The following is a 24951-nucleotide window of genomic DNA, read 5'->3' on the forward strand; positions in this document are numbered from 1 at the left end:
CAGCACATCTCTCACCACCATCTTTGTACACCACTTCCTATATGTCTTTACCACGGCATTGCTTCTTTGAACTATCGAAAAATGGCCAAATTCCGATCTTCTGTATTCTATAGGGCTCCTGAGTAGGGACAGTTACTTCAATTACGGCAATGCCATTAATGCAGTCCTTCCTGGTGTCCGGTAGGTAGTGGACCGCTGGCACCAGCAGAAAAACCATTTTGATGGTCTGCAGCAGTTAGTAGAACGTAACTACCAGTTCCTGAAGCATGCCCTGATAAAGGAAACACAAAGACTTCAGCGAGCTTACAAAAAGCAAAAGAAAAAAGAAACTGCTCAAGGCAAATACTGTGAACTACACTTTACGACAAAAGCAGTTGAAGCAAATCAAAAGATTTCAAAGTCAGGGTGTGGCCATCAAAGCCATGGCCAGAGCACTGCATATGAGCCGTCATACTATAAGAAAATACCTACACTTGCACAAACTACCCTGACGTAGATCTTTGCTTCAGGTAAACATTGCCTGCTTTGATGTTTACATCCGAAGAAGATTGAAAGAAGAACCGAACATCCCACTGGTGCACCTTTATAGAGAAATCAAACAAAGAGGTTACAATGGGGGACGTAGTTCTGCCTGCATTTACAGGAGTATGTCAACAAAGCTCCCCGCAATGCAAAACTTAGGCTTCCTGGTATCTTTTATCTTCCAGAATCGCTTACTTGCAGTTACGTAGAAAGGAGCTGTTATCAAAAAGTGAACAAATGCTGGTAGCGAATCTTTACAGCAAATGGCCAAAGATCAAAACAACTGCACTTTTGCCTACTCAGTTCAAGGAAATAATGGAAAACAAAAAGCAGGCTTGTTGAAAAGGTGGTTCAAGCAGGTAGTTGCTACCGGCATTAAGGAGTTGCGAAGTTTTGTTAAAGGGCTGGTAAGTGATTTTGAAGCAGTAAAAATGCAGCGACAATGCCCTGGAGCAATGGACAGGTGAAGGGTCAGATCAATAAACTAAAGACCATCGAATGGAAAATGTATGGGCGGGCCAGTATTGAACTCCTGCGCAAACGACTCTTCTTTGATTCTAGTTAAGCTTCCACCAAATTTGAAGAAGAACAACGTTCAATGTTTTTTCCACTCCTGGAAATTAGTTGAGAAATAAATTTAGCTTAAGCAATGGATGAGCTTATGCATTGAAAATTTGTTTCTTTTTTGGAAGGTGCACTAAGAAATTGTCAGGAACATTTACCTCTATGTTTTCAGGAACAGGCTTCAAAACCACCTAATCTATCCTGGCTGAATATCCGAAAAATGTTTACTTGTTTGATCTTACACCTCGTAAAATATGGAGTAACCAGCATCGTAAAAAGGGGAAAATTCCCGGTTATAATGCTAAATATATTTTCAATATTGTGCTTACAAAAAGAGAATTTGGTTTTATGGTTTATTTATATTAATTTAATTTCTAATTCTGAATGAGAGAAGAATTGAAGATAGGTTTGCTTTCGTCACAAATTGAAATACAACAATATAAATTAAGTGTATTACGGAGCGAAATAGACGATAACATAAGCCAATTACTTAGCAGTATAAAAATGCTGTTAGGAGTGACTAATAGGGATTTGTATCCTATATCAGATATAATAAAAACAACCCAGGGAACGTTAACTATGGCTATTCAAGAGCTTCATTCCCTATCCAATTCATTAGATGACCGTTGTTTTGATAATTTTAGTTTGATAGAAAGTCTGAAAGGGGAAATAGAGCGTTTTAACCATTGGAAAAAGGCACATGTCACATTCACCGTTTCTACAACATCCTTACCCCTTTTGCAACATATACAATTGATCCTTTTTAATGTAATAATAGAGGTAATCAAAAGCAATATTGAACATTCAAAGCAAGATGAAATTTTACTTGATATATATAACAAGCATGTAAAAGTAACAATAAGAGATGGCGGAACGCCTTTCCGTATACTATTAATACCAAAGAAAAGTATAAAGAAAATAGAATATTATTTAAAGCTGATAGGAGGTGTAATTGTTTGGCCTTCGGGAATAATGGGAGGCAGAGAGATCATAATTACATTACCAGTTAAAAAAGAAAGCTAATGACTGTTAAAATAGGCATAGCAGATGATCACCAATTGTTCCTAAAATCATTAAGCGTGCTTGTTAATAGCTTTCCAAATTGTAATGTAACAGTGGAATCTCTGAATGGTAAAGACCTTCAACATAAGCTGGAGTTGGCCAAAGACAGACCTGATATATTATTATTGGACGTAAATATGCCTGTTATGAATGGTATTGAAGCTGCAAAAGTAATTGCAGATAAATATCCTGAAATTAAAATGGTTGCATTATCAATGAAGGATGATGATACTACCATCATTAATATGATCAAGTCAGGTTGTTGCGCTTATTTATTAAAAGATATTCACCCGGAAGAACTGGAAAAGGCTTTAATGGAAATCTATAACAGAGGCTATTATAATGCAGATGCTGTAAATGTGAATTACCGAAGGTTGATTAAAAAAGCACATGAACAGGAAGCTTTATCTATTACGGAAAAAGAAAAGGCTTTTTTAAAGTTGGCTTGTAGTGATCTTACATACAAACAAATTGCAGCTAAACTGAACTTAGCGGAAAGGACCATTGATGGCTACCGGGAGAGCTTATTTATCAAGTTAAACGTTCAGAGTAGAGTAGGAATGGTGCTGGAAGGAATAAGGAGAGGGATTATTTCTTTAGATGAATGTGAAGTATAAAAATTATGAATTTAGTGTTTATACTTTAAAAATGATTTATTTACTTTTCAAGTAACTATGCATGTAACTCATCTTTCCTCAAAAATTATTTTTATCAAAAAACTTGACTATAATTGATAATATACATTTTAAAATTAAAAAAAATAACGTATGCCAAACGATATCACATATAAAGACAGATTAAATAGGAATGAGTTTGCTTTAAATGAAAGTGTCAGAGTTACAATTAATGTTAATGCTGCTGAACTTACATTTACAAGAAAGGATGATACTGTAGTAATGAACTTGTCAATGCCTTTTGAAGTAAATCCTGATGCTGTTCAGGTCGGTCCTGGCCCAATTAGATTTGATCGATGTGGTGTGCTAAAGTTTAATGACCCCAACTTTAATGAAGGGCGTTTTAAGGAGCTATTTCTTAGTATAATTGAAGATGGTGGCCTACAGCCTGCAATAATTATAGAATCGCGTTCTCAAGATATACAAATATTAACCGGTGGACAAAAAGGTGAGCACGGGAATACTTTTTTTGAATAGTGAAAACCATAAAGTATTTTGATTACTTTAAGGCATATTAAATGCCAGAATCAATATTATTCAGAAAAGTATTCCAATTAGTAAGAAACTCGGTTAAAAAAAGATCACTTCGGATATTATGTATTAAGTTTGGATCATTATCAATCTTTTTTTCTGGAAAAAAAATACTATATCCAGTTGGTTCCAATCTAATACTAGCACTTCCATTATTGAAGATAGATTTACCTTTTGACTTAGCTAAGACTATAGGTAAATTATTCATATCTCCGACAGTGATATTTTTTAGTTTCATGATTTCATGTTTTATTGTTGCAGTGAGTTTAGAAGGAAAGCTATTTAGATCTGAATGTCGTATGCTTAAGAGCCAATTGATAATATCTATCATGCGGCTTTTTCCGGAAGTGTAATCAAAAGATACAGATCTAATATATTTGAACATGTATTTGAATTCTGAAGCGGAATTAATTTCAGAAATTAAACTTTCAACTATACATTTCAATAAAGTAATTTGTTTATCAAACAAGAATTGCTCATCTTGTTCTTTTTGTAAGTCAATTGCTATGATTTTCCAAGAATCAATTTTTTCATGAACCTGTGTTAACTTTTTATGTATTTTCTCTTCTCTTTTTTTAGCATATTTGTTTTCACATGTTTTTACACATTTTATTGCTAGCGCCTGATTTGTCCTGAAAGGACTAAGTGGTTTATAAAGGTAGCGTAGAATGCCTCGATAATTATAACCAGGAATTGCAATATTGCCCTGTGGAGCAATGAGACATTGTACGCTTTTTCTTAAACTATACATTGTATGTAAGTTCATCATCCAACAGTTCATCATTAATAATACTCCAACCTTTTTATTACCTAACCAATCGCTTAGAGACTCTGCTAATTCATCATTTTTAAGAATTTCTGTTACATTTTCCTCCAATAAGAACTCCTGATTCATTTCCTCAATATTAAAATCATGTCTTTCTAAACCATTTGATCTGAAATATTTTTCTTTGTTAAAGACTAATTTAGAAGGTTCCATTTCATTCTTTTTGACCTCTATGAAATTATCAATTTCAATATTATATAACAAGTTAGCAAAGATGTTTTGAGTGTCCTCTTTAAGTGAGAGTTTAAATAAATCATATCCACTTTGAATAATTATATCACCCCTATTTTCCCTTTCCTTATTTATTGTATCACTAAAACTTCTTTCTTCCATTGCCCTTTCCCAAAAAGCCTTCAGATATGGATAGTTATCAAGTTCTTGATAAATCGGTTTCCTTATTGTCGTCGGAGGTTTTGAAATTTCTTCTCTAAATATTCCAAAAGCAGAACCATGATCCCATGTAATTAAGACGACTTCCTCTTTCTCCATTACTTTTATTTTCTCTAAAATTCGCTTAAGTTTCTCTGGGTTTTGTACATTATTTGGATTTGGCTTTCCTGGTTCATAAACAATGTTTTCAATAATTTGAAAACACCCGAATTGATTTATTGATTTTCTTTCAGGGTTTATAATTTCATATAAGAGAGTTCTATTTTCAATCTGTACTCCTTGGCTTTCCTGTACTTTGTATTTAATTCCATTAAGGATTACATATAAACGGGCATTTCCGGTATTGATAGGAGTAGTTAAAATTTCTCTGAGCATTAGATCAAGTTCTATTTTCATTTCCTCATTCATAGGAAATGTCTTATCTATTCTAAAATCTGCATATATTAGAAATACGATCACCCATTTTTTTCCTTGATGAGACATAGTATAAATTTTATTTTTTTACTACTGTTGAGCTTCGTTGTATACTCCCAGGGAAGAGTAACTGTTCCTGTTAGGAAATTTACCCAAAAAAACGGATTAAGTAGTTATAACATACGAAAAGTTATTCAGGATAAATGGGGTTTTATTTGGGCCGGCACACAGGATGGCTTAAACAAGTTCGACGGAAAGTCAATTATAAACTATACAAAGAGCTCTCCTGAAAAAAATAAAATATCTGGAACAGATGTTAGAGAATTAATTGAAGATACGAGCCAGAACCTTATTTGGGTGTTACCTGGTGAAGTGGGTATAAACGCAATCAATTCTATTACTGGTGACGTAAAAGTTTCAGCACGAATTCCGTATACAAATAATGATGACTGGAATATATCAATGCTGAAAAACAAGGATGAGATATGGATTGGTACATCTACAGGCATTAAGATCTATGATATTCCAAAGAAGAAGTTCGAACTAAGCCCTTTACTCCCTGAAAAACAAGAAAGTTCAATAGGTTTTGCCGTTCGCTCATTAGCCAAAGATGAAAATGGTAAAATTTGGGCTTGTTATGATCGGTATGGAATTGTCATTTATGATGGGTTTACAAAAAAAGTTATAAAGGAAATTAGGTTATCAGAATTAAATGATCACCTAAAAAGCAATGAAATTCGGTTTCTTAACTATATCTCAATAAAAGGGGCATTTCTTTTTGCTACAAACCAGGGATTAAGAAAAGTCTCCTATACGCCTCTTTACGATGTTAAGGTTGATAATTATCCTTGTCAAAGTCTGCCTGTATTAAATACAAGTAGCATTGAGTCAATTGCTTTAGAAAAAAAGGGCAATGTACTCATTTCAGGATTTAGCAAGCTGTTTAGATTTGATGTTACATTGACCAACTATGTAGTACTAGAGGAAGCTAGTCGGCTGGGAGAAACTGATTGGTTAAATGCAGTACAAAGTATATTAATTGATTCCGAAGATAACATTTGGCTTGGATGTCAGGAGGGACTAGCTTTCGTTTCAGGTAATATCAATCCTTTTCAACGCTATAACTATGATAATAGAAATAATATTAAGTTAGATCATGTAAGATCAATTTATCCTCTACGGAATGGTGATATTCTTGCCGGTCTAAGAAATGGGATTGTCCATATAAGCAAAGAATCTTACAAGTATACAAAGTTTGATACCGGCCATTTATATCATCACATATATCAGGATCAAAAAGGATTGATACATGTTTCCCGGCCTGATGGAATGTTTATTTTCAATAATGGTAAATTAGTTCCTATTGCAGAAATTTATCCTGAATTTTCTTCCTATTCTTCAGTAGCTATAAACAGCCATTTATTCATAAATGATACTTTAGTGATCCTTGGTTCAGAAAATAATAATGGCATTTTAATATGGAACCCCTCAAGGAAAACTGTCAGAAAAATGGAACAGGGTCCAGGTGAAAACGGTCTTTCGTCAAATATTGTTAATAACATATACAGGAATTCAAAGGGTGATATTTGGGTGCTTTCTGATAATGTAATTAGTGTTTTATCAGAAAACCTTAAAAGGAAGAAAGAGCTATTGCTCATTGATAAGAATACACAATTGCACTTCAAGTTGTTTTTTGATATGTGTGAAGCAGGAGGATATTACTGGATTACATCTTATGGTTCTGGAATACTTCAATTAGACTCTTCTTATAAAATCATAAAAGTTTTTAGTACTTCAAATGGCCTGTCAAATGATGGAGTATACCAAATCTATAACCTTTCCAATAAGAACTTACTTATAACAAGTAATAATGGCTTATCTGTTTTGGATATTAATAATTATAAATTTAAAAGTTTCTTTGAAGAAGATGGATTGCACGCTAATGGATTTGAAGAAGTGTGTGGATTGGCTAAAGATGGGTTGATATATGCTGGTGGGGTAAATGGCTTTACAGTGATTGATCCTTCTAAATTTAGTTTGAATAAAGTTATCCCTACTTTCTATTATACAAATGTGAACTACCATATAAAGAATAAGACAGGAACAGGAAGCCGGAGCATTGATACTTTTAATTTTAAAATGAATTATTTGAGAGTTCCTAACAATTGGCTTCAAATAAACATTTCTTTTATTGGTTTAAATTATATCAATCCTAACCGTGTTGTTTATCAATATAGGATAAAAGAGAAAGATGCATCATGGATAAATCAGGGAAGTCAGAATTTTATTAACCTTATCGGCTTGTCACCAGGTACCTATACACTGGAAGTCAAAGCTGCCAATGAAGACGGATATTGGAGTGATCCAAGACAATTGATCCTTATTATTGAGCCTAAATGGTACCAGACTTTATTTTTTAAAATAGCTGTTCTTTTTGCCGTAGGTGCACTATTCTATGTCTTTTACCGCTATCGTATTAGCCAGATTAAACAACAGCACCTTATTCGTAAGAACATATCCAGTGATTTACATGACGATATTGGGAGTACTCTTAATACTATAAAAGTGCTAACGCATTTAGCCAAGCGTAATACAAACAAAGAAGAATATTGGGTTCAGATCGAATACTCGTTGACAGAAGCAACAACTGGTCTAAGGGATATGATCTGGGTCTTGGATGACTCAAAAGACACGGTAAGTGAGCTGATTGATAGAATTGAAAAGTTTGCAATTCCGATTACTAGGGCAAATGATACCAATTTCAGAAGTGAAGTAAAAGTAGATAGTGATGATCAGTTATTAACTAAACCAGAGAAAAGAAATCTGTTATTGATGTCCAAAGAGATCATTAACAATAGCATTAAATATGCAAATTGTAAAAATATAGATCTACTTTTTCTACAGCATAAGAATAAAAGAACGCTCCTGATTAAAGATGATGGAAAGGGGTTTGATAGCAGTATTAACTCAGAAGGAAATGGATTGAAAAATCTTTTTCATCGTGCACAGCAAATTGGTTATCAAGTAGAAATTATTTCTTCTTTAGGTAATGGTACATTGGTAAAGATTGAAAAGAAGTGAATTTACTTCAACCAGTTTTTCATCTCTCCGCATAAATCAACTCTGCATTCCTGCTAAAGGGAATTTTCCCGTATTCAAAAGAGTTATTTCCCATTGTAACAACTTTCATCAACGCATATCTTGCTAGAAAGATCATACTAATACATTCCGGATAAAACATTCTTATAATGTTGTTTACCGTATCTCTTGAATACTCTTATATAGCTACCCTCTGAACCAGGATAGTTCATTCACTTAACTTTTAAATCAATAATCATGAAACATTTATTCCTGAGCCTGTTAGGCTTCATGCTATTTACCAGTTTATCCGCACAATCGTATAAATTCAACGGCGATTGGTCAGGTAAGATTAGCGTCCTCGGTAGTAACGATGATCTCTGGGTACGTATTTCCATCAAAGACAACTATATCACTCAGTACTTTTACGATAATGATACGAACGGATGGGAACCTGTAGCACCGATCATGGCCAGGTATGGATCAAACAAGAATAATTTCTTGTATTTCTGGATGAACAATAGTGAAGTCTGGAGCGAAACCCAAACCTATATGCTTTCCTATGTCAACGATGAGAAATTATATGTTGTGTGGTCAAGACAGGTAAATAACATTAAGCAGGATGAAGATAATAATGTATGGAGTCTGCAGGGTTCTGGTTATCTAACACGAAGGAATTGAACGATAAGCTAAGAAAGCCCGCTCTAGTGCGGGCCTCTTTTTGTTATTTTATCTGTGATCTATAAGTAAAGGCGTACCTCTCAGTTTAGAAAAGTAGAGTCCCTCTTATAACTTTCCACCTGTTTTTCAATGCTCTCCTTTTTTACATCTGGATGCTCTTTAGCATCTGAAATTCTTTCTTTCTTCACGTCTTCTTTTATTTTACCCAGCTTTGTTTCCTGCAACTTGTTCGAATCGGGCCAGTCTACCCGTTTTCTTGTAATAGCATTAGTTTCATGACCATGATTGTTATTTGGCGTATCATTTTGCTTCTGCATTGTAGAGGAGCTTACTTTGTTTCTTTGGATGATTAGAGAATCTCTTTTTGTGTCTTTTCTATGATCTTTTGCTATGTTCTCAATTTTATAAGTTGATGCACCGGAGCTCTTACTTGAAACAGGATTATTCATCTCCCTGTTCTCTTTGGAAGGTGAGGCCGTATTCACGACTGCATTGTTGTGCTCTTGTTCAATGGGAGATGCCGGTTTGGGGTTTGTTTGTTCATGTGGTTCAAAAAGGTTACTTGTCCAATTCATAAGCGGGGAAATACAAAGACCCGCTAAACCTGCAAGTAATATAGGCACATATTTCTTTTTTCCTATGCTTTTCATTCCGGTAAAAGCTTTACCTCCCAATTCGATCAGATACATTGAATAATTATCCTTTGTTTGCCTGTAACAATATTGATGAAAAAGTTCAGTTGGATCTTTCTTTTGTCTACTTCCCAGGATTTGTTTGATGACTTGCGGCGTGATGTTTTCCAGTAATCCATCTGAGCAAAGCAGCAGGTAATCACCCGTCCGTATATCTGTGAGTTCTGCGGTTTCTATAGCAGAATATGGCTTTCGATATTGTAACGCACGCAGGATGATATTCTTATTTGAAAAACTTTGTGCGTCTTCGGGGGAAAGCTCACCACGCCGAATCATCTCATTCAATAAAGAATGGTCCTCAGACTGATATACAATTTGCCCATCCCTGATCTGATAGATCCGGCTGTCGCCACACCAAGCGATAAAAATGCTCTTTTCATTCAGATATGCAAGCGTTAGTGTGGTGCTCATGCTCTCAGCCTGGGGATGACTTTCTATGTAGTGCTTAAAACGCATCATTGCGAACTGCCTGGCCATCTCCACAAAACTGGTATTGGGCTTCTGCCCGGCCAGGAGATGTTTTTCAAAGTATTCAGCAAATCCTTCAGTACAAAGCCTAGAAGCGACTTCACCCTGGCTGCTGCCACCTACGCCGTCACATACCATGAAAAGACGGGTATTAATATCAGCCTGGTATTTATCAGGCCATACAGAATCCTCATTTTGATCCCTGCCTCCTACTTCATTGAGGCAATAGGCGTTGATTGCTTGTAACATGATGTTTGAGTTAAATGTTCATAGAATCGTAACAGTTCTACGTTACTGTTCACTTGTATAAATGCTCAATTTTATCCTTGCTGACCACTAAAGTAGGCTGGTATGGACTGTCCAACACCTCTTTCACAACTTTTTCCTTTTTTTGGATTCCTGAATTTTTGCGGAAAGCAATTTTCGTGATACCTAATTGAAAAGTGTCGTTATTATTCAAATAGATCAAATCCTTCTCATGAAGCTTTCTCTGGACCCTGCCATTGAGAATCGTTCCATTCCTGCTTTGCATATCATGAATGATAAAATCATAATCATTTAGCTTATCATTGTACGTCACTTCAATATCACAATGCCAGCGACTCATTGCAAGATCATCAGTTTCTATACCCAATGGTACAGGCTTGGACTCTGACTTTCGCCCAATGTAATTATGTCCTGGCTTGAGTTCCAGGGTCTGTGGCTTTGTTTGCTCATCGTGAACGATCAGCCAGCCTACTATTTCATGCGCAAGTTGACCTCGTTCTTCAGCAGATAGACTTTCCTGCTTAGACTCGCCTCTGGATTTGCAAAGTCGCTTTTGAATGATTTCCTGGGCTGTTTGTGGTGTCATGTTATCAACATCCCACCTACTGTATCCGAGGTCGTATAATTGTTGCCGCACAATTGTCGGGATAAAAAAGGGAACAGAGGCATCCTTCTGATGGGTTAGCACCTTTTGACAGTAAGGACATTTCAGGTAAAGCAAAGAATTGCTCTTTTCTAAAATCATATCCTCTTTACACTCAAAGTGCTTTTTACATCGGCCGCAAAAGATTTCCATGTAAATGATTTTACGTATTTAGATATCAGTATTGGGTGGATCCTGGTACGAATGATCAAACAGGTTAGCGTTTTGACCATCCAAATCAGTATTCTCTGATTGCCCATAAGGAATGTGCTCTTCATTAGACGCTGAAGTATAAAATACCTCCGGACTATTACCAGGTTCAGTTGGCGCTTCGCTTCCAGATCCTGCATCTTGTATTTCTTCATTAGAATATGGATCCAGATCCTCTCCTTCCTTTTGTAGATACTGGTCAGTCGCAGGATTATTCGCTCCGTAATGTTGCAGATCGTCGTGGTTGAAATGAACCTTAAACTTTTCACCATCTTCACCCTTGACCTTCACATCAAAGCCATCATCTGTTTCATGAACTTTGATCTTATTGATCCCATCGATACCTGCCTCCTGGGCTGCGGCTCTTATCTTTTCATTTAAGATATCCTGTTCTGAGCTTTCACTAGTCCCCGTAGCCGGAGTACTGGCTAGCGGATCTTTTGCTGGCTCAAAGTCCGTTTGTTCTGCAGCAACCGGATCGGCTACAGGATTAGAAGGATCAACCGGTAACTCTGTCGGAATAAAGGGATCATTGATGATCTCCTGACCCATATCATCACAAAGGATAACAGTCCCGTCAGGGTATTCATTAACGATCTGTTGTACTTTATCGACTATACCATCCCCGTCAATATCCCATCCGGATGTTACTGTATTGTATTCGCCATTGGCTTCTTCATAAGATGTACTCAACCATGTTGCCTGTTCAATAGGGGTCTGGTCATTGATGATCTCTACATCTGAAGGGTAAATACTGACATCTATTCTGCCATCATTTACATTCTCCAGGATCACCGATGGATTGAACTGTGTCACTTCCCCCGTCACAGGATCTGTCCGCACAAGGTCACCATATTGGTTTTGAGAGACATTATCCAAGTAGTGAATGTTGTTTTGAGTGTCTGCATAATAAATATCACCAGTTTCATTATCCCTCAATATCTTCATATCTTCAATCTCGCTCAGCATCGGATATACCAGGGAATATTCCTGGTCCCCTATTATTATTGGTTCTTCTGCATGCGGGTTATCATTGATAGTAAATCCGTTTAAGAACTCTGCTTTTTCCTGATCACTCATGGCTAGCCACTCATTCTCTGTTATGGTTGAAAAAATAACACCCTGATGTTTAAAAAAACCCTCTCCGATATCTGCTTTGGCCACTTCTCTTGCCTGCTCCTGACTCAGATCATCAGTAGGAATATCTGATACCTTATGATTTGTTGATACAACAACCTGCTTTTGTTGTCCTGAACCATTAGAAGTACTTAGATCGGTCGCACCAGTTTCCGTCGGCACTACTGGCGTGAGGACATCTCCATCTTTTTTCTTCTTCAAGAAAGAACTGGTTAACAGGGCGCTTCCCAACAAGGCTCCTCCGGCAATGACTCCCGACAGGATCCGTTTCTTCTGTATTTTTTTCTCATCCGACTTTGAAAGCTCAAAGAAAGGATTTTGAGGAACAGCAGTGATGGGAGAGGATGGTGGTTGATTTGACTTGGGTACATATTGTTGAACCATCGAAGGTGCAGAAACAGCCATTGTACGTTCATCTCTGGGCTGACTCTTATTTGGAGGATGATTGAGATTTTGGTTCGAAACATGAGGAATGTTTTTGGCATCCTCGTTTGCAGAAGTGGTATTTTTTTCCATTGTAATATTTTTTATTTGATTAGTTTATAAAACCCAAATGGCTTTACAACGGTCACAGCATTTTTTTAGAGCCAGACTTTTCCATGGTATAAAACCAGGGAAGGTTTTGCATTTGGGACATATATAATTCATTTTAAATTGCTCATCCAGCGCTATGATCTTTTCTTGATTGTTTGCCGAATTGGAAATAAATATTCCCAGCATGCCTCCAATGGAACTGCCTACAGAATATCCATAGCCAGCAAATTGTGTTAGTAAGGGAACTCCGACATGCGGTAAAATAAATGTTAACAAAAGACCCAATGCAGCTCCCGGGGCAGCTCTCAGGACGTTCATCTTAAGCTGTCCTTTTCCCTGTAGGCTACACCGGATCTCATTGTAGGACCTATAAACCAGTTCCAGTTTGGCAAACTCTGATGTATAATCATTCGGATCTTTCTTAGCAGGAGCTGGTGATGCTTGATTGGGTATATCAAACTTTTCTCTAAGCTCCTGCTGTATCTGGTGGCGGGGGAAATAATTGTTCAGGTCAAACCTCGCATTTGCTAAAAAAATGACATCCTTCCGGTTGCAAACAGCTCGTTTGATTCTGAATCCGTTGTGAAAAGTACCATTCAGAGAATTTTGGTCTTCAATCAGGAAAATATCATCAGATAAACACGAAACAACCGCATGATGAGCAGATAAGGTTGGCACATTGATAACAATGTCGTTGCCAGTCACTCTGCCAACCTTATAAGTAGATTCTATAAAAGAAGCATCCTTCATAGACGTGTCGTTTGTAAAGCGTAGTCTTTCTATTTATTGATTGGGATAATTGTCTGTTGGCATCCCATCTTTAAACTGACCTTCATAAAGTAAATGGCCATTTTTATCATAGCATCTGCCAAAACCGCTTTTCTGACCATCCACATAATACCCTTTATATACCGAACAATCAGGACAGTTCTTAATTTGCCGGTCTTCTGCAGCAGAATAGGTTCCATATCCATGCATCAACCCTTCTTTCCATGTACCAGTATATTTGTCCCCATTGGACCAGGTGAAGGTCCCCTGGCCATCCATCTGACCATCGGTAAAGTTGCCTTCGTATAGCCCATCTTCATATTGTACTACATAATACCCGTTCCTTGATGTTGTAAGATCTTTATCATCATCTTCATCTACCAAATCATCAACCATCTTCCCATTTTCAAATCTTCCTTCATAAAGAAGATTTCCGTCACTATCATAAATTTTTCCTTCTCCACTTTGAACACCATTTTTCCATTCTCCTGCATATTTAGATCCATCTTCATAAATGAAGGTGCCATAGCCATCGCGTTTGTCGTTTTTTCTTTGTCCAATATACTGGCTGCCATTTTCCCAAGTGTATGTTCCCTCACCACTCATTTTGCCGTTCTTATAGTAACCTTCATAAACGTCTCCTTTTGTGTACTTTGCAATACCATAACCGTGCGGCTTGCCATTTTTGACCTCTCCATAATAGTTGTATTCATCCCCCGCATGATCGTACAGGCCATACAGGTACTGCATATCAGATGAAGCCGTATGAGTTGAAACCGTTTTCAATTTATTATTCTTGTTTTTTGAAGGGCCTAACGAAAAATCTGAAGTATCGATAGATGATATAGAAGCAGATTTTTTTGTTGAATCATCAGTCGTTGTCACCTTTGCATTACTACCATCAGCAGGCACTTCACTGATCTCAGGATGTGACTGCGGGTAATAGTATAACAAAGCCACTAGAAAGATAACGGGGAGACCAATGGCAGGGGCAAGGATCATTGAAGTCCTGCGAGACCGTTTCTTATTTCCAGCATGAGAGCCTTCCTCCGAACGCGTTCCAAGGTCTTTACCATGATTTGAATCAGAAGCATAACCATCACCAGTGTCTAAAGCTACAGTCTCAAGATGAGCATTATCTTCCTTTTCTTTAGACGACTCCATTACAACTGTTGCATCTTGCTCCGGTGTGGGCGTCATGTCTACTTTATTCTCCAGCAGGTAGTTGCTAAAGTATTCAATAAGATCATCTGCTTTGCTGATTCTCTGATTCGCATCCTTTACCAAGCATTTGCTGATTGCATGAAACGGTTCAGGTAATGAATTGATACGGGACAAATCAATGTCATCCAGCATTTTGATCAACATCTGTTCGGTGCTGAGTTCAGCTAACTTGTCTCCAAAAATTGAAACTCCTTTCAATAACTCGTAAGTTAAACATCCAAAGCTCCAGAGGTCAAGATTGTAGCTGATCTTTCCATTAATACCGTACTTATGGGGATTGAATTGCTCGGGCGCCATGTACTCTATAGAGCCTAAAAGGCTGGAGGACTTTGTTGTGGCAGAAGAATCCGCAACTTTACTGATTCCAAAGTCAGTGATTTTGGCAACTGGCCCTCTGGAAGTATTTTTGATCAGTATGTTTTGCGGTTTGATATCCCGGTGTATCAATTCATGTTCATGCAAGTAAGTGAGCCCTTGGAGGACATCGATCAGCAGCTTCAGTAAGTGTTCCGGATGCGCTTTGTGGTAATCCTTGATGTTGCCGCCATCTAAGTACTCCATGACACCTACTTGTTGTGTTTCTTCTTCTCCAAAAGCTGTTTCTTTTTTGAATACAGCCACATCATAATACCGGCAAAGGTTGGGATGGTCCAGTTTGCTGCCTCTTTTCATGTCGGCAATCAGGTCGTACTTGCTCGACACCTCGTGGGAGTACACCTTTAAAGCCACAGTACGATCCATCATCGTGTCATAGGCTTTATACACTTTGGCAAATCCGCCTTTAGCAATAAAATCAGTTTTTGTGTCAAACTGATATCGGTCTCGAAACTCCATAAACGAAAATTTTGATTTGAACTTGATTGGTTTCCATCATGCCTCACAGGCTACTTAAATGGCCTCACCACTGGTGCCCTCTGAATCAGAAGAGCTGAAGCTATCCGTTGATTCATAAGAACTGCCGGTGTCTGTAAATTCGTAGCCTCCACTGTTCGAAGAGCTATCTATACTTCCGGCATCATATTCAGGAACATTCGTTTCATATCCACTGCTTTCTTCTGGAGCGCTGTAAGTTTCTGAACTACTTTCTTCAGGAGCGCTATATGTATCGGCACCGTAGGATTCACTGCCCGTAGAGTATTCAGACCCGTCACTCGCTTCTGGCTCTGAATATTCAGAATATCCTAAACCATCATAGGTGGTTTCCGGCCCAGTTCCGTCATAAGTACTTTCCGGGGCCGTACCATCATAAGTTGTAGAAGATCCTGTGCCATCATATTCATCTGAATGGCCGGTACCGTCATAGGTTGTTTCGGGTCCGGTCCCATCAAATGAATTATCAGGCTGGATATTAACGCCCCAGGTTGTGTTTGACTCATTGGCTGAATCTTCCGGATTATAACTGCCTTCTGAAAGTTCTCCCGCCGTTTCGGTATTGAAATCATAGTTGGATGTGTTATCCTCCAAAGACGGATAGGCTGATGATTCTAATAGTTCTTCAGAGCTTGAAGTAAAACCTCCGCTTTCAAGGGGCGTATCATCCATGTTCTCTTCTTCAGATGGCTGGTATTCTGTAATGCTTGTACCATCTGTTCCACTGGCCTGATTTTCAAAACCCGGGTCAGCTGTTATAGTGCCAGGGTATAGATCTACACCTGGAGAATAGGACGGAAAGGCGGTGCTGTCTTCGATATTTTCTTGATAACCAGTCTCTGGTCCACTGGCGGAAAATTCCTGTGGAAGATCAGGTATCTCTTCCGAGCCAGGGAGTTCCTCTTCCGGAGAAACCAGATCTGGAGAATACGAAGTACCTGTTGCATATTCAGTGATGCTGCTAAAGTCCTGACTGCCTGATCCTGAATTTTCCTGCTCCCAGGCTTGAGCCTGGTCTGAATTGCCAAGGGATGTCTCATTCTCCCAATCATTGAAACCAGGCTCCTGAACATTGACTGGAGGGACATTTTCAGCCAGATCAGATTCAGGCTGCAGTAAAGTATTCAATGAAGTGTCTTGTGAGGAATCATCTTCAAGGTCTTGCTCTGACCCGGATGGTGGAAGTGTAGGAATCAATTCATTAAATGATCCTAAAGGCTCAAAATGCTCCGGTGTATCAATGGGCATTTCTTGCTGCAAATTGTATTCCTGTAAATCAGTTTGGACAGGGTCTTTATCTGATGGAGAAATATACTGGGGAAGTATGTTCCTGTATTCCTGCGCTTTTGAGATGATATGGTCTTCATCAATATCGTTTGAAATTTCAGGAAATCGCTGCTCCATCAACTTCAGCACATTGTCTGTTTCAGGATTACGTCCGATCAACATCTTTTCTTTCAGGGAGTCAACATCATTCCTGATAACATTGAGTCGTTCATTGGCGGCTTCAATCATTTGCTGTGCATGTTCCGCCTGACTGTTGATACTTTCCTTTTGTTCTAGCTGCCAGTCAAGTGCTTCTTTTACAGTTTCAACACCTTCCTGCATGGTATGCATACCATCCGCCCCTTGAACAAATGCGCCGGCAATGTTTCCAGCTCCTTCATTGAACACGCTAGCCACGCTGCCAGCAGCTTCAAGACTTGACCTGATTTGTCCGTAAACATCATTTTTATCATGTACATCCGACCAGGAAGCTGCTGCTCCCAAAATCTTGAGTTGCTTGAATTGATCGCTTTCTCCAAATTCGCCTGCACTCTTGGTAAGACCAGCTACCCCACTACCAACCTGGCCATCCATTATATTCTGATGCGCTTCCATAATGGACGTTGCGGTAGAGTAAACTTTGTTGTATGCTTCGCCCAGTGGTCCTGAAACCAAAGAAGCGCTTCCCATAAAAGTATCTGCAGCGCCTTTCAATATTTTAGCTCCGGATAAGGCTGTTGCGATATTAACATCATTGATACCTTCATCACGGATCGCATTGATTTCAGATGCGGTACTATTATTACCATCTATAACGGAGCTGATATATTTTGAACGTTCTTCAAGGCTTTGGATGATATGATCCGAAGTGCCTTGGGCAACTCGCTGCGCGACTTTCAATTCACTATATAAAGATCTTGCCTGTTCGGGTGTCAGGTTATCAATGATAGCATGAATAGGATCATTTGTATTTGGCATTTGTACTTAGTTTAAGGGTCATTAAATTTGATATCATATGGATTTAACGGACGATCATGCGGTTTTCCTTATTACTGAAAGGATCTTTAGGATCAGGACCAAATCGGTTATTTCCTTTATCGCCTTCTGCAAACAACATCCAAAGTCCATAAAAGGGGATCAATTGATACCATCCGCTATTGCCCAGGTCATGGCATCTTTTGGCTCCCTGTGCCCAAAAGAAGATCAGTCCGGGGAGTATAAGGAGATAATAGATTCCCGGAGCCGAAGACATTATTGCAAGAACAATGGTAATGAAGGAATAGAGGATGACGGAGAGTCCGTACTCGGTTCTTCTGATACGACCGTCGAAGGAAAAAGGGCTTTTAAACATAATTGTGTTATTTAGTGGTGATTAAGTATTAGGAAAGCATAAAGCTTTTCATTTCATGGCCACTCTTCAAGAGTGTCTGTTGAATTAATTGTAACAGTAGTATCTGTGATTGCGGCCTGTTGATCATCATATGTTGTATTGTTATAGTTCTCATTTCCCGTATCATCCGTCTGGCTGCTGCCGCTGCCCATCAGTACTAGGAAAGCAATCAATAGTGGTAACACAAGAGCGATCACCAAAAACTTCCAAACACCATAATTATTTTTTGGCTGTATAGGATCAATCATTGGAGGATTTGGAGTGATATGCTTAGCATCTCTATCTCTATCAAGTATTTCTATCAACTCTTCCGCAGATTGAGCTCTTGAACGAGCATCTCTAACAATACATCGTTTAACTACTGATCTAAAGGGCTCCTGCAACTGATTCAGTCTTTCTGTACTGATTCCTGTTAAAATATTATTGACTACCTGCTGTGTACTTAACTGCTGATCTGCTGATCCAAATAGGGGTTCTCCTTTGAGCAGTTCATAAATAACACATCCAAAGCTCCAGAGGTCAAGATTAAAACTGATCTTCTTGTTGATCCCATACACTTCGGGAGCAAACTGCTCCGGAGCCATATATTCGACCTTGCCCAATATTTGGGTAGATAAAGGTGCCGTTTCATCTATGACTTTACTAATATTAAAATCGGTGATCTTGGCTATAGGACCAGAAGCTGTATGTGCGATCAGAATATTCGGTGGATTCAGATCACGGTGAACGATCCCGTTCTGATGCAGATAGGTCAACCCTCTTAAAACATCTTTCAGGAGCCTGGATAAATGCTCGGGATGAGATTTCACGTAAGATTTGATTGTACCTCCATCCAGGTACTCCATCACTCCGATCTGCAGGATCTCCTCTTCGCCCAAAGCAGTTACGGTTTTGAGTACTTCTCCATCAAAATACCGGCATATGTTGGGATGGCTTAACAGGATCATATGTCTAATTTCTGTTGTTAGGTCATACTTACCCGGTAATCCTAGTGAATAGACCTTAAGGGCTACCGTAAGTCCCAGCTTCTTATCATAAGCCTTATATACCCTGGAAAACCCTCCCTTAGCAATAAAGTCTGTTTTCGTATTGTATTGATATCGTTCTCGGAACTCCATGATGTACCTGTTTTAGCTTATAGATAAATACTATGGTCGGATTAACGTCGGATACAATGCTGTTTTCACTATATCAGCTGGATTGTAGATCTTCAAAGGGAATTGTATTAATTAAGAGAGTGTCAGATTTTAAAATTGATCATTTTCTAAGCCTGGCGGAATATAACAGTAGGAATTTCTAATAGAACCTTTGCTATCGAACCTGCAATTGACAACCCAAAGTTCAATGACTAAGAAAGTGGAAACAACGGGAAAAGGGTCTCTTGAAAACGGGAAATTTCCCGTACGTATCGCTGTTTATAAGCGAGTACTTTGTCAGTGATCAACAACTGCCATTTTTCCACAGTCTGGTAATTCCACCATTTCATTTATCACCCCTAAATCAAATTACAGTTATGAAAAAAGTTGTATTCTCCCTTGCGATGGCAACTGCAACCATTGCAATCAAGGCTCAGGATAATAACCTGATCAAAAGGAACTTTATTACAAGTGCCGATATGGTGGTAACATTTTACGATTATGTGAAAGAAAAAGAAGATGGCAGAAAAGTAATTTTCCCCACAGGCTGGAAATTTAGAGTAGTCGATATAAAAGATAACAAATTAATCCTGAAGCAGTGGACAACTAAAAACTCGCCTTTTACGAATCAGAATCTTTCGGGGACTAAATTAGATAGCGTTAACAACATTTATCAAAGAATAGAAAGCTTCAATCAACAAATAAACAGGCCAAACTATGCCAGCCCAAAAGATGATGAAAAATTTTACTCAATTGATTTGGATGATTTCAATGCAAAAGTAGATCCTTATTATGCAAAAGGGTGGGATTTTACTTTCGGCGTGATGACAATCCCAATTAAATTACGAAAAGGCAATGAAGATAAAGGCCGCTTCTTCAATTATGAAGAAAAGTTCAATATAGGTATATGTACTGGTTTAAAATACAGTTTCAACAGTCGCAAAAACCGCAGTCTCAACTTTCTCATCAATACAAGTATTTCAAACGTTCAGGTAGATAGTTTAAGTACCAAAGGATTTGTAGAAAAAGGAAGTTCTACCGGGGCATTTACATTTGCCAGCGGTGTAGTATTTCAACAGGACAGCTTTAATATAGGACTACTACTTGGCTGGGATAAAGTACCTGGAGTAATGGGAAGGCACTGGGGCTATGATAGCAAACCATGGGTAGGAGTTGGTATAGGCTTCTCTATCTTTTCAGTAGATATGGGATCATCTGATACTGGGAAAAACAAACCAAATTAAACCTAACCTATAAACTCTTTTCATTAAAGGCGCTAAGCATTTCAGTGGAATCAACGTTGTTGTTTAGTTTATCTTGTAATAGTATTAGCTAATCACAAGGAATTCTAATTTATAAATATAATAATCATATACTTCTCTTTCACCAGTTCAGATAAATACAATTCTCTGTCTGTTTTGCCGAGCAAGTGATCTATAATAGCTGCTGTATTCTGGGTTTATGATAAAGATCTACACAGGTAAAAATCGAACTATTTCTAAAATTAATATCAAAATGCCATTATCACAGGTAATTACTTCTATTAAAATAAGCAAACACAAACCCAAAATGGAGTAATGCACACATTTTATTACAAAGTTTTCCAAAACAATAACAGGAAAAGAGCATATACATTTTCGTAAGGAACAGGAATCTATAAAATTTATAATTTTATAGTAGCAGTAATTTAATAAATACTAAGTATTTTTGAGTTTTGTGAATTCCGCCCTCGAAAAGCCTTCGCCTTTTTAACTCCTATTACATCATGAAGAAAATTATCGCAGTGTTACTTTGCCTGCCTTTATTTACTAGTGCTCAGTACATAGTTCATGATACGATCGTTAGAGAAGGGGATGTGACCGGACGGCGAGAGGACACATCTACCATCCGGCGACCTCTTACACAATATGAATTAAATAAAGTACTAAACCGAACATTTAGCATCCTTGTATCCTCCAATCCGAGTTCTGGTGAAGTAGCCACCTATGCTTCTCTAGATCCTATCAATGCCGCCTTTACGTTAAAAGCAAATTTTCCGATTCAACCTGGTAAAAAGGCTTACGAGGATAACAAATCTTTCGAAGAGAAATTGATGATGGAATCAGGTAGAATTTCTTATCTAAGTTTCTCTTTATCAGGAGGATTAATTGATAAAAAATATGCCACTCTATTTACAAATTCCATTTTAAATGCTGGCGCTAGTTTGGTCTCTGTAAGTTTACGAGATAGTTCAAGTATAGTCCCATATAATTTATAATATTTGGGGTTGTTTACAAAAATCAGCTGTCTTAATACAACATTCATTGGAAGGTAGTATAACATGTTAAAGCTACCAGCCTTTCTTCTGGCGTGAAAGTATTGTAGGCATAATGCTTTGAATTACTTTGCTCTCGCTGGAGCTCCGCTTTCTAAACGTGATATTATCCCTATAACAACTGCAATACGTAATCAGTAATTGCAAACAGGTTTGTATTTAGCAAACGAATGGACACACCCTAGGCTGGTTTCCCATTTGATTATGCAGATCCTTTAATGGATGAATATTGAGCATGAACGGTTACAGTGCAAATCAGCAGCAATAATGAACTGAAAGTAATTTTCATAAAAGAAGTTAGTTGTAAATCCTGCATTCAATAAATCTTACGGTAAAAATTCAAATGTAGGAGCAGCCTTTTTTCCATTGCCCAAATCGATTTTCATCAGCCTGGCCACTGTATCAGACAGCATCGGCATCAGGTTCACCGCATTGTCCAAACGGTTAGGATTGGTATTAAATGCCTGGTGAATAAACTTAAGTATTCTTGTATAAGTGCGGTTGAACTCGTCAGAAAGCGCACGGGCATCACTGCCTTCGGCATATTGAGCGCTTTTTGGATTATCGGGCAGTAGTATTACTTGCTGCTCATCAAAGGAAACAGGATCTGCTGAATCGTAAATAAATTGCTTCTCCGGTGGATCTCCAGGTTTGGGTGCAGGATTTTTTTTAATCTTTCCATATACCAGTTCAGCAAACCGGTAAAAATGCGCAAGATGGTCATTGTCCGGGCTGGCATCCCCATCAGGAAACAACGGGGTGGTGGAAGTTCCTTCACCTTGTTCAACTATAACATTGATAGCGTCTATTGCTTTTTGTGCAGAAGTGATACGCATGTTTACAGGAAAACTGCTTGTTGGCTGCGTATCGCCAGTAGTATCTGTGATAATAGCGTCGCCCTGCTCTTCGAATACTTTTTTGATGCGGCCATAAAATTCACCTATGGTTTTGGGCGGTTCCAGAGTAAACGCAATTTCCTTGATCTCAAAGTTCAATGGGTTCTCAGGAGCTTCAATCTCCATAAAAATGTCTTTAACGACCTGACGTGAGAAAGGTTTCAGTGGTACCACCACACTTCCAACAGAGCCAGGCAAGGAACTGGGATAGTTGGGAACAAAATTTTCAGAGAAAACCTGCGGACTGCTTCCTATTGCTTTAAGAATATTGCCGACCAGCAGCATGTGCAACATTTCTTCCAGTGCAATGTCCATAATAGTAGCCGCGATTTTTTGGTTTGCCACACTGCCAGAACCAGATAATGAGTACATAGCATACAGGTAAGGCGGTATGGTGGAATGCTCTAGTTCAATGGCATGCTGCAATGCTTTCTTCAGATCTTCTATGTCGCCTGTTTCCGTGAGCGCAAATATTTCCCGGCTTATCTTAATCATTGGACTCTAGGTTTATTTTATTAACTGAATTCTTCTGCATTTTCTCACCGAAAATTGTTTTACTTCCGGGATCGGATGCAGGCGAAAAATGTGTCAATGGGATATTTGTTGCTATGTAATGAGGAACAACAGGCGGTGTGCCCAGTAATGGTTTTCCATCTGCGCCAACATTCTCCAGCCATTTTATCAATGCTTCCTGCCTGGTCCTTGACAAATCCCGTGTAACAGGCATGTACATCGGATCTTCCACGGTCAGTTTCACCACATGCAATATTTTTAACCGTTGCTGTGATATTTGCTCGTAATCTGCCAAATCAAGGCTAATGTTTTGATCGTTTGCCATAATGGGATACATGTCCCCAAACTGCGTCATCACATCCTTCATTGACCCGTGCCATGTAATAGGATTATCAGGAGTGAATGTATTCCACACCAACACACTTAAGAAGTCTGAAATATTGGGAGTTCTTCTGCCAATCAATCCATAATTGATGCGATAAACCTGCCCATCAATATGCTCCCGTGGAAATGTTTCAGTATAGTAAATACGTGCATTGCCTGGATCAATGGCCTGAAGACGTAAAGTTGCAAGCCCCGCTGCATCGGTTTGAATGGAAGATGGAAAATTCAATCCGCCCGAAGGAAAATCCGCTACCACTATGTGTCTGGGAATACTAAATGCAAATGAAATACGTGCTTTGGGTAGGGGTTTACCAAACTGCGTTGCAAAAAATTTTATTTCAGTTGCATCACCGGGGTTCATCCGGGCAACAAACATATCTGCCCGTACGTATGCACTGCCATTAGCTTCTTCAGTGATTATCTTCTTTCCTTCCGCGGTTTGTGATAGAATACAAACAACAGAACTGTTGATGAGCGAATTTTCATTTGCTGTTAATGTTCGGTTTGCAGGCACTTCAACAATACCGGCAGAGGTTTCATACCAGTTGCCTCCTGCATAAGGTATTTCATCAATTTCCTTCACGGTGCCATCCGCCATCTTGCAGCCAAGGAACAATTGTCCAAGAATAGCAGTATTTATAGGACCTTTGGAAGGAGTCACTGGCAAAGCATTCCCAAGGTCCAAACGGAATTTATTTCTTGTAATATCATGAATGCCAACACAATAGTTAATCCCATTTACAGGCCTAAAGCCGGGGAAAATAATATCGTTTGGCCTTGCAGCGGTTTCAAAATGCCGGCCTGCAATAAAATGTTTCGGTTCAGCAGCCGAGGCAGTGCCAATAGAACCAACTACTCTTCCTGTTGCAAAGCGGGGAGAGTCAAACGACATAACATATCCATCCACATTGAACTTGATAGACAAAACATCCGACGATGCAGCCTTTAATTGCTGCAGGAAAAGCGATGAACTCAGGTCGCCCCAACTTGTAACGTTCACTGTTGATTGATAAGCTGCGCTGGCGCGCTCATCTCCAGCACCCGTGTTGCCCCGTTGCCATATTTCAGTAAACGGCGCTGGATCCATAATGCCTGCAAGTAATTCATCCCCATCATCATTTGTTAGGCTGATTCGGAGACCAAAGATCATTGATACCAATTGCTGATCGGGGTCAAGGTCTACCATCTTTGCGGAATTTCGAATCCTTGATTCTACATTCAGGCTGAGTACAGCATCTGAAGCAGGTTGCACAGGAGTGCCATCTGTATGAAAAGCTGCCGTAGTTTTCACATTCTGGAACCTGAATGCATGCGCACCTTCGGGATTCCACCAACCATTCATACCTGTTGCGTCCTGCCGTTTCCACAAAGTACTACGATCAAAAAGTGCGTTTTCATAATGGGCAGGGTCATTGTTCACTGTTGAAGGATTGGAAAAGAAATCTCCTGCAAAGTGAAATCTTAATGTATTTAGATAACTCATAGCTTATAGGTTTT

Annotated in this window: 20 protein-coding genes; 9 read left to right on the plus strand and 11 right to left on the minus strand. The window is 38.6% G+C overall.

The features are described 5' to 3' along the window. The first annotated feature begins 187 nt into the window (after window positions 1-187). The 5 genes from OCK74_RS11960 to OCK74_RS11980 all read left to right on the plus strand — a co-directional run bounded on the left by OCK74_RS11960 (window position 188) and on the right by OCK74_RS11980 (window position 3299). The gene (locus OCK74_RS11960; protein ID WP_279297279.1) at window positions 188-496 is read left to right on the plus strand and encodes a hypothetical protein; all 309 of its coding nucleotides are present in this window, start codon (window positions 188-190) and stop codon (window positions 494-496) included. A 289-nt stretch (window positions 497-785) separates the two neighbouring features. Continuing rightward, window positions 786-989, plus strand: coding sequence for a hypothetical protein (locus OCK74_RS11965; RefSeq protein ID WP_279297427.1), 204 nt, complete (start codon window positions 786-788; stop codon window positions 987-989). A 481-nt stretch (window positions 990-1470) separates the two neighbouring features. After that, window positions 1471-2109, plus strand: coding sequence for a sensor histidine kinase (locus OCK74_RS11970; RefSeq protein WP_279297280.1), 639 nt, complete (start codon window positions 1471-1473; stop codon window positions 2107-2109). Next, window positions 2109-2765 carry a response regulator gene (locus tag OCK74_RS11975; protein ID WP_279297281.1) on the plus strand — a complete coding sequence of 219 codons (657 nt, stop codon included), beginning with the start codon at window positions 2109-2111 and terminating at the stop codon, window positions 2763-2765. The genes OCK74_RS11970 and OCK74_RS11975 overlap by 1 nt, the downstream gene beginning before the upstream one ends. A gap of 150 nt (window positions 2766-2915) precedes the next feature. Further along, window positions 2916-3299: a hypothetical protein gene (locus OCK74_RS11980; RefSeq protein WP_279297282.1), complete on the plus strand. Its 384-nt coding sequence runs from the start codon at window positions 2916-2918 to the stop codon at window positions 3297-3299. Window positions 3300-3336: 37 nt separating this feature from the next. Here OCK74_RS11980 and OCK74_RS11985 read toward each other — a convergent pair whose 3' ends face one another. Continuing rightward, window positions 3337-5052 (minus strand): clostripain-related cysteine peptidase, encoded by a 1716-nt coding sequence (locus OCK74_RS11985; protein ID WP_279297283.1) that lies wholly within the window; start codon window positions 5050-5052, stop codon window positions 3337-3339. Between OCK74_RS11985 and OCK74_RS11990 the strand changes: the two genes are divergently transcribed. Continuing rightward, the gene (locus OCK74_RS11990; RefSeq protein WP_279297284.1) at window positions 5044-8064 is read left to right on the plus strand and encodes a ligand-binding sensor domain-containing protein; all 3021 of its coding nucleotides are present in this window, start codon (window positions 5044-5046) and stop codon (window positions 8062-8064) included. The genes OCK74_RS11985 and OCK74_RS11990 overlap by 9 nt on opposite strands. A gap of 255 nt (window positions 8065-8319) precedes the next feature. Next, the gene (locus OCK74_RS11995; protein ID WP_279297285.1) at window positions 8320-8742 is read left to right on the plus strand and encodes a hypothetical protein; all 423 of its coding nucleotides are present in this window, start codon (window positions 8320-8322) and stop codon (window positions 8740-8742) included. An 80-nt stretch (window positions 8743-8822) separates the two neighbouring features. Here OCK74_RS11995 and OCK74_RS12000 read toward each other — a convergent pair whose 3' ends face one another. From OCK74_RS12000 to OCK74_RS12035, 8 genes are read right to left on the minus strand one after another with little or no spacing between them, the layout of a single operon-like run. Continuing rightward, on the minus strand, window positions 8823-10151 hold the full coding sequence (locus OCK74_RS12000; RefSeq protein ID WP_279297286.1) for a PP2C family protein-serine/threonine phosphatase: 1329 nt from the start codon (window positions 10149-10151) through the stop codon (window positions 8823-8825). Between the two features lie 49 nt (window positions 10152-10200). Continuing rightward, window positions 10201-10965, minus strand: coding sequence for an FHA domain-containing protein (locus OCK74_RS12005; RefSeq protein WP_279297287.1), 765 nt, complete (start codon window positions 10963-10965; stop codon window positions 10201-10203). A gap of 18 nt (window positions 10966-10983) precedes the next feature. Beyond that, complete coding sequence (locus tag OCK74_RS12010) at window positions 10984-12675, minus strand: hypothetical protein (protein ID WP_279297288.1); 1692 nt, start codon at window positions 12673-12675, stop codon at window positions 10984-10986. A gap of 24 nt (window positions 12676-12699) precedes the next feature. Then, complete coding sequence (locus tag OCK74_RS12015; protein WP_279297289.1) at window positions 12700-13443, minus strand: FHA domain-containing protein; 744 nt, start codon at window positions 13441-13443, stop codon at window positions 12700-12702. Window positions 13444-13476: 33 nt separating this feature from the next. Beyond that, on the minus strand, window positions 13477-15519 hold the full coding sequence (locus OCK74_RS12020; protein WP_279297290.1) for a protein kinase domain-containing protein: 2043 nt from the start codon (window positions 15517-15519) through the stop codon (window positions 13477-13479). Between the two features lie 54 nt (window positions 15520-15573). Next, window positions 15574-17799: a hypothetical protein gene (locus OCK74_RS12025; RefSeq protein ID WP_279297291.1), complete on the minus strand. Its 2226-nt coding sequence runs from the start codon at window positions 17797-17799 to the stop codon at window positions 15574-15576. Between the two features lie 43 nt (window positions 17800-17842). Continuing rightward, on the minus strand, window positions 17843-18172 hold the full coding sequence (locus OCK74_RS12030) for a DUF805 domain-containing protein (RefSeq protein ID WP_279297292.1): 330 nt from the start codon (window positions 18170-18172) through the stop codon (window positions 17843-17845). A 53-nt stretch (window positions 18173-18225) separates the two neighbouring features. Further along, window positions 18226-19329 (minus strand): serine/threonine-protein kinase, encoded by a 1104-nt coding sequence (locus OCK74_RS12035; RefSeq protein WP_279297293.1) that lies wholly within the window; start codon window positions 19327-19329, stop codon window positions 18226-18228. 395 nt (window positions 19330-19724) lie between these two features. Here OCK74_RS12035 and OCK74_RS12040 point away from each other — a divergent pair, with 395 nt between their 5' ends. Further along, complete coding sequence (locus tag OCK74_RS12040) at window positions 19725-20591, plus strand: hypothetical protein (protein ID WP_279297294.1); 867 nt, start codon at window positions 19725-19727, stop codon at window positions 20589-20591. A 521-nt stretch (window positions 20592-21112) separates the two neighbouring features. After that, window positions 21113-21604: a hypothetical protein gene (locus OCK74_RS12045; protein WP_279297295.1), complete on the plus strand. Its 492-nt coding sequence runs from the start codon at window positions 21113-21115 to the stop codon at window positions 21602-21604. Between the two features lie 383 nt (window positions 21605-21987). Here the strand turns inward: OCK74_RS12045 and OCK74_RS12050 are convergent, their stop codons facing one another. Further along, window positions 21988-23052, minus strand: coding sequence for a ferritin-like domain-containing protein (locus tag OCK74_RS12050; RefSeq protein ID WP_279297296.1), 1065 nt, complete (start codon window positions 23050-23052; stop codon window positions 21988-21990). Beyond that, window positions 23045-24937, minus strand: a complete 1893-nt coding sequence (locus OCK74_RS12055; RefSeq protein WP_279297297.1) for a hypothetical protein — start codon at window positions 24935-24937, stop codon at window positions 23045-23047. Before OCK74_RS12055 ends, OCK74_RS12050 begins: the two co-directional genes overlap by 8 nt. Window positions 24938-24951 lie beyond the last annotated feature (14 nt).

It is taken from the genome of Paraflavisolibacter caeni, assembly GCF_025628885.1.
Classification (GTDB): Bacteria; Bacteroidota; Bacteroidia; order Chitinophagales; family Chitinophagaceae; genus Flavisolibacter; species Flavisolibacter caeni.